Annotated in this window: 11 protein-coding genes and 1 pseudogene; 2 read left to right on the top strand and 10 right to left on the bottom strand. The window is 71.8% G+C overall.

All coding sequences use genetic code 11. The features are described from left to right. Nucleotides 1-863 (bottom strand): annotated as a pseudogene (locus DI269_RS21530) (hypothetical protein); the annotation flags it as partial. A gap of 176 nt (nucleotides 864-1,039) precedes the next feature. On the opposite strand from DI269_RS21530, the gene DI269_RS21525 reads away from it, so the two are divergent. Both DI269_RS21525 and DI269_RS21520 read left to right on the top strand, forming a co-directional pair. Beyond that, the gene (locus tag DI269_RS21525) at nucleotides 1,040-1,657 is read left to right on the top strand and encodes a TetR/AcrR family transcriptional regulator (RefSeq protein WP_112139667.1); all 618 of its coding nucleotides are present in this window, start codon (nucleotides 1,040-1,042) and stop codon (nucleotides 1,655-1,657) included. 133 nt (nucleotides 1,658-1,790) lie between these two features. Beyond that, the gene (locus DI269_RS21520; RefSeq protein ID WP_112139665.1) at nucleotides 1,791-2,018 is read left to right on the top strand and encodes a DUF3107 domain-containing protein; all 228 of its coding nucleotides are present in this window, start codon (nucleotides 1,791-1,793) and stop codon (nucleotides 2,016-2,018) included. 49 nt (nucleotides 2,019-2,067) lie between these two features. Here the strand turns inward: DI269_RS21520 and DI269_RS21515 are convergent, their stop codons facing one another. The 9 genes from DI269_RS21515 to DI269_RS21475 form a co-directional block, all read right to left on the bottom strand. After that, a complete protein-coding gene (locus DI269_RS21515; RefSeq protein ID WP_112139663.1) occupies nucleotides 2,068-3,810 on the bottom strand; it encodes an LpqB family beta-propeller domain-containing protein in 1,743 nt (580 codons plus the stop codon). Beyond that, nucleotides 3,794-5,413: an MtrAB system histidine kinase MtrB gene (mtrB, locus tag DI269_RS21510; RefSeq protein WP_112139661.1), complete on the bottom strand. Its 1,620-nt coding sequence runs from the start codon at nucleotides 5,411-5,413 to the stop codon at nucleotides 3,794-3,796. Before mtrB ends, DI269_RS21515 begins: the two co-directional genes overlap by 17 nt. Before the next feature lie 21 nt (nucleotides 5,414-5,434). Further along, on the bottom strand, nucleotides 5,435-6,124 hold the full coding sequence (gene mtrA / locus DI269_RS21505; protein ID WP_091048055.1) for an MtrAB system response regulator MtrA: 690 nt from the start codon (nucleotides 6,122-6,124) through the stop codon (nucleotides 5,435-5,437). Nucleotides 6,125-6,197: 73 nt separating this feature from the next. Further along, nucleotides 6,198-7,574 (bottom strand): NAD(P)/FAD-dependent oxidoreductase, encoded by a 1,377-nt coding sequence (locus DI269_RS21500; protein WP_112139659.1) that lies wholly within the window; start codon nucleotides 7,572-7,574, stop codon nucleotides 6,198-6,200. 20 nt (nucleotides 7,575-7,594) lie between these two features. Beyond that, nucleotides 7,595-8,212 carry a hypothetical protein gene (locus DI269_RS21495; RefSeq protein ID WP_112139657.1) on the bottom strand — a complete coding sequence of 206 codons (618 nt, stop codon included), beginning with the start codon at nucleotides 8,210-8,212 and terminating at the stop codon, nucleotides 7,595-7,597. A 23-nt stretch (nucleotides 8,213-8,235) separates the two neighbouring features. Continuing rightward, nucleotides 8,236-9,606, bottom strand: a complete 1,371-nt coding sequence (locus DI269_RS21490; protein ID WP_112139654.1) for a DUF58 domain-containing protein — start codon at nucleotides 9,604-9,606, stop codon at nucleotides 8,236-8,238. Next, nucleotides 9,603-10,595, bottom strand: a complete 993-nt coding sequence (locus DI269_RS21485) for an AAA family ATPase (protein ID WP_112139652.1) — start codon at nucleotides 10,593-10,595, stop codon at nucleotides 9,603-9,605. The genes DI269_RS21490 and DI269_RS21485 overlap by 4 nt, the downstream gene beginning before the upstream one ends. Further along, the gene (locus DI269_RS21480; protein ID WP_157975141.1) at nucleotides 10,592-11,104 is read right to left on the bottom strand and encodes a hypothetical protein; all 513 of its coding nucleotides are present in this window, start codon (nucleotides 11,102-11,104) and stop codon (nucleotides 10,592-10,594) included. Before DI269_RS21480 ends, DI269_RS21485 begins: the two co-directional genes overlap by 4 nt. Next, a complete protein-coding gene (locus DI269_RS21475; protein ID WP_112139647.1) occupies nucleotides 11,101-11,820 on the bottom strand; it encodes a DUF4129 domain-containing protein in 720 nt (239 codons plus the stop codon). The genes DI269_RS21480 and DI269_RS21475 overlap by 4 nt, the downstream gene beginning before the upstream one ends. Nucleotides 11,821-11,835: the final 15 nt, after the last annotated feature.

Genomic DNA, 11,835 nt, shown 5'->3' with positions numbered 1-11,835 from the left:
GGGGCCGCCTTGGGGGCCTGCGGTTCGGGCGGGGCGGGGCGCTGGTGGTTCGCGGGCGGCGCGTACTCCTGCTGTGGGGGCGCGGCGAACGAGACCGGGGCGCTGGGGGCCGCGGCCTGCGGGACCTCGATGGGGCCGGTGTGCTGCGGTTGGACCGGGGCGCTGTAGTGCTGCGGCGCTTGGGGTTCGGGTGCCGGGGGTTGGACGAACTCCTGGTTGGGGCCGGGCGGCGCGGGGGTCGGCTGCGGGGGCGCGTAGTCGCCGGGCAGCGGCGGGGCGCTGTAGCCGGGGTGCTGCTGGGGGACGCCGAAGTCCTGGGCGGGGGCGCTGTAGAACTGCTGGGCCGGCGGGCCCATCGGCGGCGGGGCCTGGTGGTCGGGGGCCGGGGGGAGCGGGGGCGCGGCGTGTTGCTGAGGGGAGACGTACTGCTGGGCGGGCGGCGGCGCGTACTCCTGGTGCGGCGGGGCGTGGTCCGGCGCGGGCGGCGCGAACGGGTTCACGGGGGCCTGCTCGGCCTGGAAGCCCTGGGGGCCTTGCGGGGTCTGGGGGGCCGCGGGGATCGGCTCGAACTGCTCGCCGGGCGAGGGGCGGCGGGTGGCCGGGACCATGGGGCCCGTCTCGGTCATCTCGACCGGGACGTTCGGGACCTGTCCGGTGGGGTCCTCGCTGTAGCGGTGGCGCCGTCCGCGGTCCGGGTCGAACCGGTACTGCTCGGGCGCCTGACCCATCCCCTGGCGGGCCGCGTCGGCGGTCTCGGCGCCCTCGTCGGCCGGCGGTCCCCAGGACCTGCCGATCCTCCTGCGGGCTGCCCGTTCCTCCCCGCTCGGACGCTGCTCATCCGGTCGGTTCTGGTCATACACCACTAGACAACTCCTTCATATTCCCGCCCTCAAGGTACCGTGGCGCGCCCAGTGACTCGAACCCGCGTTTGTCGCCCCCGTACGCTGGGAGACTGTATTCAGGTTTCCGTAAACTTCGTTCGGGTCGCAAGTGCCCGCGACTGACGGATGGGCGACATGAGCCGAAGAGAGGTACCGGAGTGAACAGCGCTGGTGAGGGCCGGGTCCGACTGCCCAGGAGCGAACGGCGCGCGCAGCTGCTGCGGGCCGCTCAGGACGTGTTCGTCTCGAAGGGCTACCACAGCACTTCGATGGACGACATCGCCGAGAACGCCGGGGTCTCCAAACCCGTGCTCTATCAGCATTTCACCTCGAAGCTGGAGCTGTACCTGGCGCTGCTGGACGGCCGCGCGGCCGAGCTGGTGGGGCAGGTGCGCGACGCCTTGCAGTCCACTGAGGACAACAAGGAGCGGGTGAACCGCGCGATGCGGGCGTACTTCGAGTTCGTCGACGTGCAGGGCGAGGCGTTCCGGCTGGTGTTCGAGTCCGACCAGCGCAACGACCCCGAGGTCGCCGAGCGGGTGCTGAAGATGGAGGCCGAGTGCGTGGCGGCGATGGCCGACACGATCATGGCCGACACGCACGTGGACAAGGCGCGCGCCGAACTGCTGGCCACGGGCCTGCTGGGGACCGCCGAGGTCTCGGCCCGCAAGTGGATCGCCTCGGGCCGCGCGATCCCGAAGGACGAGGCGGTGCAGCTGATGAGCACCCTCGCCTGGCGGGGTATCTCGCACTTCCCCAGGGAAGACGAAGTCTGAGTCGCCCTGAAGGTGAATTCTCGGGGGCGGCCGTTCGCTCTCGGCGCAGCGCTCCGTGCCGTGGACCGGGGGTCGCCGCGAGTAGTCTTGCAACCGGACTTGAACGTCAGAGCAATGCGATTGAGGAGGGCCCGTGGAGGTCAAGATCGGTGTCCAGTACGCCCCCCGCGAACTGGTGGTCGAGAGCAAGCTGTCGCCGAAGGACCTGTCCGACACGATCGACCAGGCCGTGAAGGACGGCGGCGTCCTGCGCCTGGACGACGAGAAGGGCCGCGTGGTGATCGTCCCGGTCGAGAAGATCGCGTACGTCGAGATCGCCGCCACGAACGTGCGGTCGGTCGGCTTCACCGTCGACGCGTAACGCGACAGGCAGACTTTTCCAGGCCCGGGGCTTCGGCCCCGGGCCTTTCTCATTCGCTCTGGAGGACCGTGAACGGCGCGGTGCCGCCCACGGGCGTGGTCCCGTTCGACACGCCCTCGGGCCCGCTGGCGGTGTGGATCCGGTACAGCGTCTGGTTCGCGACGGCCAGGACCGGGTCGCCGCGGTTGAGGTTCGACTCGACCGGGTCGGCCGGGTTGGCCGCGACCTCGGAGAACACCAGGCCCGAGGTGCCCGGCTGGACCATGGTGCGGGAGTTGTCGAGCGCGATGTTGAACAGCGTGTCGTTGCCGCGCTGCCCCGCGACCCACAGGTAGTTCTCGGAGCCCCAGGCGATGTCGGTGACGTCCTCGACGTCGGTGCCGATGCGGCGCGGCTCGCCGGTCTGGATGTTCTGGTCGAGGTCGACGATCAGGGGCACGACCCAGGCGTGGCCGCCCTCGACGTACGCGAGGCGCCGCCCGTCGGCCGAGAGCGCCATCGCGGTGACCGACTCCCCCACCGTGAACGGCTGGACCACGGTCCGGGTGTTCGGGTCGACGACCGTGGGCACGCCGTCGGAGACGACGATGAGCGCCGACTCCGGGTGCCACTGCGGGTCGACCAGGGAGGTCCCCAGGCCCGTGACGGCGCCGAGGGCGGCGTCGGTCGGGCCGGTCTGGAGCACGTCGCCGGAGCTGTCGGCGACGACCGCGGCGAGCTGGTCGGCGGAGCCGATCGCGACCTCCCTGAGGCCCTCGGCCGCGAAGCCGACCCACGGGTGGTCGGCCGATGCCGTGGTCGTGACGACCCCTTCAGCGGTGTACTCCCACACCGCGCCGTCGGCGATGAAGTACGCGGTCTGCGGGAGGTTCTCGGGGATCGCGTTCCAGTCCCGCCAGTTCTCAAGGGTCCCTTCGGCGATGGTCTCGCCGTCGGCGATGAGCGAGAACCCGTCGGCGAGGCCGAGGCTCCAGGCGACCTGTGCGGCCATGGCCTCCTGCACGTCGCGGTCGTCGATCGGCTCGCCGAGCTGGAGGTCGACCTCGACCCTGCCGTCCCGCGGCGAGGTCTTGCCGGTGGTCCCGGTCGGGATCGCGCTGCGCGCCGACTGGCCGACGAGGTCCGAAGGACCGCGCAGCAGCCAGTCGAGCAGGAGGCGGCGGCCGGTCTCGGCTTCAAGGTCGTCGTAGATCCAGCGCAGGTCCGGCACGAGGAGCTCGGACTGGTCGGCCTGGAAGTACAGGGGCGACTCGGTGTAGGCCGTGAGGAACTGCTGGTAGTCCAGGGTGACCTGGGACGGCTGGCTCTGGAACTCCCAGATGTCCGAGAGGCCGCCGTCGCGCTTGAGCATGAACGTCTCCTCGTAGGCGGTCGGCGTGCCCATGCGGACCGAGCCGTCGTCGAGGTAGAGGCCGATGATCGTGCCGGTGACGGTGACGTTCGCCGACTCGATCGGGTTGCTGCCGCCGTCGACGGAGATGACGATGTCGTCGAGGAGGCGGATGCCCGTGGCCGCGTCGGAGAACTGCTCGGTGTGCGAGGCGGTGAACAGGTTGAGGCGGTCGTCGCGGCTGGCCGGGTCCCCGGCGGGCGCCTTGAGGAAGTTCCCGACCGTCTCGCCGGCCTCGCTGGTCGGCTCGAACACCTCGGCGGCGGTGCCCGAGGACTCGCCGAAGTTCGTGGGCGCGTCGTCGATGACCTCGGGGTCCTTGTTCGAAGGAATGCCGCAGGCGGCCGCGGCCCAGGCGGTGCCCAGGGCGATCGCGGCGGCGAGGCTAGTCCTGCGTCGCACGGGCGGCCTCCTTCCCGGTGCTCCGCGGCCCGTCCAGGCGCAGCGGGATCGGCGAGGTGATGACGCGGTTCCCGGCCTGGAGCGGCAGCGTGAGCACGAACAGCGTGCCCTTGCCGGGCTCGCCCACGGCCTGGAGGGTCCCGGAGTGGAGCTTCGCGTCCTCCAGGCTGATCGCGAGCCCGAGGCCGGTGCCGCCGGTCTTGCGGTTGCGGGAGGGGTCGGCGCGCCAGAACCGGTCGAAGACGCGGTCGGCGTGGCCGGGCTTGAGGCCGACGCCCTGGTCGCGGACGGCGACCGCGACGGCCGTGTCCGACTCGGCGACGGTGATCCGCACCGGCCCGCCCTCGGCGTGCTCGATGGCGTTGGAGACGAGGTTGCGCAGGATGCGCTGGACGCGCCGCGGGTCGACCTCGGCGATGACGCGGCGCCTCGGCCGCGACACGGTCACCTCGACGCCGCACTCGGACGCCAGGTGGGACAGGCCCTCGACGACGTCGTCGGCGATGCGCCCCACGTCCACGGCGTCCACTTCGAGGGACGCGAACCCCGAGTCGAAGCGGGAGATCTCCAGCAGCTCCTGGAGCAGCTCCTCGAAGCGGTCGATCTCGTGCTGGAGCAGCTCGGTGGAGCGCTTGGTGACCGGGTCGAAGTCGTCGCGGTTGTCGTACAGCAGGTCGGCGGCCATGCGGATCGTCGCCAGCGGGGTCCGCAGCTCGTGCGAGACGTCGGAGGTGAAGCGCCGCTGCATCATCGACATCTCCTCCAGGCGCCGGATCTGGCTCTGGAGGTTCTCGGCCATGAGGTTGAACGACCCGGCGAGGCGCGCGAGGTCGTCGGAGCCGCGGACCTCCATGCGCTCGTGCAGGAGCCCGGCGGCCAGGCGCTGGGAGGTGCGGGCGGCCTCGCGGACCGGCGTCACGACCAGGCGGGTGACGAGCGCGGCGATGACGCCGAGGAGGAGGACGAGCGCGACCCCGGCGAGGGCGAGGTTGGTCCGCAGGAGGCTGATGGCGTCCTGCTGGGATTCGAGCGGGTAGAACGCGTACAGCTCGAAGTCCAGGCTCAGGTCGATGTACGAGCCGACCACGAGGTAGGGCTTGGAGCCCTCCCCGTCGATCGCGAAGTTCCCGTACTGGGCCGCGGTCTTGCGGTCGGCGACGTCGGCCTGGAGCGCCTCGGACGGCATGATGTCAGCCGAGGCCGGGTGCGAGCGGGCCACGTCCCCGTCGGCGGTCCGGAGCATGATCACCGGCGCGTAGACGGGGTCCTCGGCGAGCTCGTTGACGATCCGCTGCATGGTCGTGGCCAGCGAGTTGTCCGAGGACGAGGTGTAGGTGCCGAGCTGCTCGGCGGCGCGCTCGACCGCGTTCAGGGTCTCCTCGACCGCGGTGTCCTTACGCTCGGCGAGGAGCCCGGAGGTGACCGAGCCGGCCACCACGAAGCTGAAGATGAGGACCAGGACCGTGGAGGCGATGAGGGTCGAGGCGACGACCCGCAGCTGGAGGGAGGCGCGGAAGCGGTCGATGAGCGGCCGCGCGGCCCGGCCGGCCCAGCGGGCAAGGCGCCCCCAGAACCGTCGCAGCCACACCGGGCGCTCGCGCACCCGGCCCTCCCCACCGCTCACTTAACCGAGTCCGGCCTTGTACCCGACGCCGCGCACGGTCTGGATGAGCTGCGGGCGCTCGGGGTCGGGCTCGATCTTGGCGCGCAGGCGCTGGACGTGGACGTTCACCAGGCGCGTGTCGGCGGAGTGGCGGTAGCCCCAGACCTGCTCCAGCAGGACCTGCCGGGTGAACACCTGGCGGGGCTTGCGGGCGAGGGCCACGAGCAGGTCGAACTCCAGCGGCGTCAGCTTGACCTCGGCGCCGTTGAGGGTGACCTGGTGGGCGGGCACGTCGATCTGGACCTGGAGGCCGGGCTTGCCGATCTCCAGGCGCTCGGGCGTGACGTCGTCGCCGCGGCGCAGGCGGGCGCGGATGCGCGCGACCAGCTCCTTCGGCTTGAACGGTTTGACTATGTAGTCGTCGGCGCCCGATTCGAGGCCGAGGACGATGTCCACGGTGTCGGACTTGGCGGTGAGCATGACGATCGGGACGCCCGACTCGCCGCGGATGGCCTTGGCGACGTCTATCCCGCTCATGCCCGGGAGCATGAGGTCGAGCAGCACGATGTCGGGGCGGTGCTCCTTGAACGCGGCGAGCGCCTTCTCGCCGTCGACGACGAAGGTGGGGGTGAAGCCTTCGGTCCGGAGGATGATGCCGAGCATCTCCGCCAGGGCCGGGTCGTCGTCTACGACGAGTACACGTGCTCTCATGGACACCAGTTTTCCACCTCGCTCAACGCCAGAGCACCACGGGTGGACACCCGTGGTGCTCTAACTGTAACGACTATCCGACGGACTTGACCGCCCTAGCGGGGTCGGTGCCTGCGGCGATGGCCTCGAAGGGCTCGCGGCCGGCCTGGATCTCGCCGAGCTGGACCATCTCGCGCTTCGTGAAGAAGCCGACGATCCAGTCCGCGAGGACGCGGCCCTTGCGGCCGGTCCCGGGCACGCGCGACAGGTGGTAGCCGCGGTGCATGAGCCAGGCGAGCAGGCCCTTGGCCTTGAAGCCGTAGGTGTTCGCGACGCCCTTGTACAGGCCGAGCCCCGCGACCGAGCCGATGTACTTGTGCTCGTACGGCGTCAGCTCGCGGCCGACGTGGGCGCGGTAGACGTTGTCGGCGAGCGTGCGGGCCTGGCGGACCGCGTGCTGCGCGGACGGCGTGCACCAGTCCATCGGGAAGTCCGAGGTGTCCGGGACCTGGGCGGAGTCGCCCGCGCCCCAGGCGCCCTCGACGACCTCGCCGACGGTGTGCTTGCCGGCCTCGACGCCCTTGGCGACCTGGAGGCGCGTGTTGCACTCCAGGTGGCCGCGCGGGCCGATCGGCAGGTCGGTCTGCTTGAGCAGCGGGTGGGGCATGACGCCGGCGGTCCAGATGATGGTGTCGGTGTCGAACTCCTCGCCGTCGGTGAGGACGACGTGGCCGCCCTCGCAGGACTTGAGGGTGGTGCCGAGGCGGATGTCGACGCCGCGCTTGGTGAGCTCGCGGGCCGCGTAGGCGCCCATCTCGGGGCCGACCTCGGGGAGGATCTTGTTCGCGTACTCGACGAGGTACCACTTGATCTCGGAGGCGTCGAGCATCGGGTAGTTCTTGACGATGTTCGCCGTCAGGTCCTCCAGCTCACCGAGGGTCTCGGCGCCGGCGAAGCCGCCGCCGACGGTGAGGAACGTGAGGGCCTTGCGGCGCACGTCGGGGTCCTCGGTGGTGGCGGCGATGTCGAAGCGCTGGAGCACGTGGTTGCGCAACCAGATCGCCTCGCCCATCGACTTGATGCCGATGGCCGTGTCGGCCAGACCGGGGATGGGGAGCGGGCGGGTGACGGAGCCGGGGGCGACGATGACCTCGTCGTACTCGACCTCGCGGGCGGGGCCGACGAACGGCTGCACCATGAGCTTGCGCTCGGAGTGCTTGATCTCGGTGACCGCACCGGTGAGGATGGTGCAGTGCTTGAGGGCCTGTCGGAGCGGCACAACGCCGTGTCGCGGGGAGATGGATCCAGCGGCCGCCTCGGGCAGGAACGGCTGGTAGGTCATGTGCTGGTTGGGGTCGATGACCATCAGTTCAACTTGACCGCGCTTGATGTCGCCCTTCAGCAGCTTGCTCAAGCGTTCGGCAACGTAAAAACCGACGTGACCGGCACCTATCACGACTATACGTTTCACGTGTTCAATTCTGGCCCTGCTCAGCTGGTCTTGTGTAGTGAACGCGCAAGGACGTAGATCACGGTGACTGCGGCCACGATGCCCGCGCCGACCGCGAGACCTGCGGTGAGACCGGTGAAATACGCGGTGAACAGCGCCAGGGTCAGCGCGGTGCCCACAGTCGACGCCAGGACCAGTCCGAGGTGTTTCGCCCAGGTGAGGATGATCTCACCGTCCATTGCGGTAGTCGTTCGGAAACGCTGCGCCACCGCGGCGGCCGAGTGGGCGGTGTACAGCAGGCAGGCGAGGACGGTGGCCGTCCACAATGTGGGAGACCGGTCGCCGTCGAACGCGTCGCCGAGGAGCCACGCGCCGAGCGTGAACGCGATGGCGACCAGGGTCGCGGGCCCGGCCGGGGCCAGGGCCGCTGCGAGGGCCGCGAGCGCGGCCACGGCGACGTAGAGCCCGGCGCCGGCCCACTCGGGCGGGACCGCGAGCTCGGAGGCGGTGAAGAGCGTCAGGGCGACCAGGAGCCGCAGCAGGACCGGGGCGGGCGCGACGCGCCGGGCCCACGTGACCGAGCCGGACCGGGTGGCCTTGGCGCGCTCGCGCGCGCCGTCGCGGAGGGCCTGGAGGAGGCCGCGCTGGACGTCAGTCATCTATGACTCGCAAGCTTGAGGGCTCATCGGTAGCGCCTCCGGTTGAGTTCGGCGAGCACGGCGTCGAGGGACGCCGAGCCGCGCCACGGTTCGACGGCGACGCCGAGGTCGCGCAGCTCCATGACGGTGTTGTCGCGCGACAGTCGCCACAGCCGCTCCGCGTACGGCGTCCAATGTGTCCGGCGCGGCGGGGAGACGTGCGGCGGGAGGGTGTCGACGCACAGGACGGGGCGCCCGGCGCGGGCGATGGCGGCGACGAGCGCGATCGAGCGGTCGGTGAGCAGCGGCGTGAACACGACGTTGAGGCTGCGCTGCCCGGCGAGCTGGCGGCGCAGCAGCTCGGGCGAGGGCGGGATCGGGTCCGGCGGGACCTCGACCGAGGCGAGCCAGCGGAGGGTGGCGGCGGCGTGGCGCCGTCCTGCCCCGGCCCGCATGCGGCGCCCGCGCGCGCCGAACTCGATGCAGGCGGTGCGGTCGCCTTGGAGCGCGTAGTGGGAGGCGACGGCCCCGGCGGCGCGCACGGTGAGGTCGGCGATGGAGGCGGCGCCGTCCACGCCCCCGGAGACCCCGGCCTCGACCTGGAGGTCGAGGACCAGGGTGACGTCGGTGTCGCGCTCGGACAGGGTCGCGTTGACGTACAGGTCCCGGGTGCGCATGGAGGTGCGCCAGTCGATGCGCCGCAGCCGGTCGCCGGGCTGGTAGAGGCGGACTTCGGCGAGCTCGCCGGAGTCGCCGCCGCGGCGTGACCGGTGGACGCCGGTGACGCCGTCGGCGAACGGCAGGGACTCGGCGGAGTCGAACCAGTCGGGGACCGGCAGGACCCACGCGGTCGCACCGGGCAGGCGCTGGACGGTGGTCTCCAGGAGGCCGCCGCAGGCGATCGAGCGGACGTGGACGGGCCCGAGGTGGTGCTCGCCCCAGCGGCGGGCGGTCCCGGCGACGACGAGGTCGCGCCCGGAGGCCGGGCCGATGCGCTCGGCGAAGTCGCCCTTGCCGGTGTGCAGGTCGATCCACGGGTCGGCCGCGGCGGTGACGAGGGCGGTGACCGCGGCCGGGTCGGGGTTGGCGACGATGACGCGCGCGGCGGCCGTGCCGCCTTCGGCGCAGGTCAGGTCGTCGGCGTCGCCTTCGAGGGGCGCAAGGCGGGCGTGCGGGACGCGGGTCGGGCGCTGCTGGAGGAGCACGGCGGTGCCGATCGCGAACGGCGCGGCGATGAGCACGAGGTCGATCCGGCCGAACGCGACCGCCGCGAGCAGGCAGACCGCGACGATCGCGACGGCGCGCGTCAGGGCCTTCGTCCGCCGCCACGTCACCGGCGGTTCCGTCTGGGCCCGCCGCAGCGGCTGCGCGCTGTCGGTGCGCAGGCTCAGGACGGGGTCGCGCGCGATCGTCATCGCAGCTGTGCGTTGTAGGTCGGGGCCTGGGCGGTCTGGGGGGCCTCGACGCCGCGGCAGATGTCGGCGACGACCTGGGCCGGGTCGATGCGGCGCATCCACAGCTCCGGCTTGAGCGTGATCCGGTGCGCCAGCGCGGCTCCGGCGACGCCCTTGACGTCGTCGGGGGTCACGAAGTCGCGCCCGGAGAGGACGGCCAGCGCGCGGGAGGCGAGGAGCAGCGCGAGCGACCCGCGCGGGGAGGCGCCGACCTGGACCTGCGCGTGGCCGCGGGTGGCGGTGGTGACGGCGACCATGTAGCGGCCGACGGAGTCCTCGACGACGACGTCTTCGAGGGCGCGCTGCATGGCGACGAGGGTCTGGGCGTCGATGACGGGCGCGAGGTCGACGTTCTCGCGGCGGCGTCCGATGCGGCGCTGGAGGACCTCCCACTCTTCGTCGGGGGTGGGGTAGCCGAAGGAGACGCGCAGGAGGAACCGGTCGAGCTGGGCCTCGGGGAGCTGGTAGGTGCCCTCGAACTCGACGGGGTTGGAGGTGGCGAGGACGGTGAACGGCTCGGGGAGGGGGTGGGTGTCGCCCTCGACGGAGACCTGGCGCTCCTGCATGGCTTCGAGGAGCGCGGACTGGGTCTTGGGCGGGGTCCGGTTGATCTCGTCGGCGAGGAGGAGGTTGGTGTGGACCGGGCCCTTGCGGTAGACGAAGTCGCCGGACTTCTGGTTGTAGAGCAGGGAGCCGGTGACGTCGGCGGGCAGCAGGTCGGGGGTGAACTGGAGCCGGCGGAAGTCGAGGCCGAGGCTCTGCGCGAAGCAGCGGGCGGTGAGGGTCTTGCCGAGGCCGGGGAGGTCTTCGAGGAGGACGTGGCCTCCGGCGAGGATGCCGGCGAGGACCAGGCGCAGGGGCTCGTCCTTGCCGACGATGACCGACTGCACGGACTTCAGGACGGCGGCCGCGTGGTGGGCGACCTGGTCGAGGCCTAGCTTGTCGGTCATTGAATCTCCTCTATGGCTTGCAGGTGTTCGCCGAGCTGCCGCGGCGTGGGGCAGTCGGGGACGGGCCCGGTCAGGAACAGGTACGTGGATTCGCCGAGCGCGGCCCGGCACTCGTCGGGCTGCCCGGTGAGGGACAGGCCGCGGCGCAGCCGGAGGCGTTCGGCGGCGAGCTCGGCGAGCTGCTGCTTGGCGTTGGTGGTCTCGAACCGGCCGGGCTTGGCCTCGGCGAAGATGAACCGGTCCTCCCAGCGGTTGACGTCGGTGAAGGGGCGCCAGGACGGTTCGTTGACGGTGTGGACGATGAGGTCGGGCGCGGGCTCGGTGTCGGCGCGCATCCCGGAGACGACCGAGTACGCGAGGACCGCGGCGAGCGCGAGCGCCACCAGCTGCCAGATCGCGAAGTCGACGCCGACCATGAGCGCGGCGGCCCACACGGCCGCGGCCGCGGCGACCGCTCCGAACGCGGGCCACATCCGCAGGCGCCCTAGGGGCGCGAGGAACTCCTTCACTTCGCCTCCCTCACTCCCAGTTGGGTCCGCAGGGCGACGAGCGCGTCGCGGGCGGCGTCCCGGTCGTGCTCGGCGACCTCGTGCGGCGAGTAGCGGGCCCGCAGGTACGCCTCGGTGAGCCGGTTGAGGGCCTGGCCGTCGAGGTCGTGGCGGGACAGGAGCTTGCGGACGAGGTCGGCGGGGGTGTCGGAGGATTCGCGGGCGATGCCGACGTTCTCGGCGGCGCGTTCGAAGTGCACCCAGCACGCGATGATCGCCGACCTGGCGTCGGTCCCGAGGTCCATCTCGGCGAGCGCGGCGGCGATGGCGTCTTCGACGAGCGCGAAGTCGCGGTGCAGGTAGGCGGTCTCGGGTTCGGGCGCGGCGGCTTCGGGCGCGTCGACGAGCCATTCGATGACGCGGCGGGCCAGGAACAGCAGGATCAGGAGCGCGGGGATGCCGATGAGGACGCCGAGGACGAGCCAGGTCACCCACGGCGGCAGCGAGAACCCTTCGCTGGGCTCGCCGCCTTCGGGCAGGGTCGGCGGCGGTTCCTCGCTCATGACGGGCGGCGCGACGGTCGCGCCGTCGCCTCCCGCGTCGGGCACCTGCGCCTCGTCCCACTGGAGCCCGGTCCCCTGCGCGGCGATCCCGACGACCAGGAGCGCCGCGACGACGATCCCGATCGGCAGCCACCGCCGCAGCGTGGTGCGCTCGGGCGGTGCGGATCGCGTCATGAGTGGCCTCGGGGG

The organism is Glycomyces dulcitolivorans (assembly GCF_003265355.1).
GTDB lineage: Bacteria > Actinomycetota > Actinomycetes > Mycobacteriales > Micromonosporaceae > Glycomyces > Glycomyces dulcitolivorans.
This window is presented reverse-complemented; position numbering and strand designations above follow the sequence as displayed.

Bases quoted from the DNA above. Each gene is read 5' to 3' on its own strand.
- mtrA (WP_091048055.1), bottom strand. From the start codon at position 6,124: ATGAGAGCACGTGTACTCGTCGTAGACGACGACCCGGCCCTGGCGGAG.
- DI269_RS21485 (WP_112139652.1), bottom strand. From the start codon at position 10,595: ATGACCGACAAGCTAGGCCTCGACCAGGTCGCCCACCACGCGGCCGCC.
- DI269_RS21490 (WP_112139654.1), bottom strand. From the start codon at position 9,606: ATGACGATCGCGCGCGACCCCGTCCTGAGCCTGCGCACCGACAGCGCG.
- DI269_RS21475 (WP_112139647.1), bottom strand. From the start codon at position 11,820: ATGACGCGATCCGCACCGCCCGAGCGCACCACGCTGCGGCGGTGGCTG.
- DI269_RS21495 (WP_112139657.1), bottom strand. From the start codon at position 8,212: ATGACTGACGTCCAGCGCGGCCTCCTCCAGGCCCTCCGCGACGGCGCG.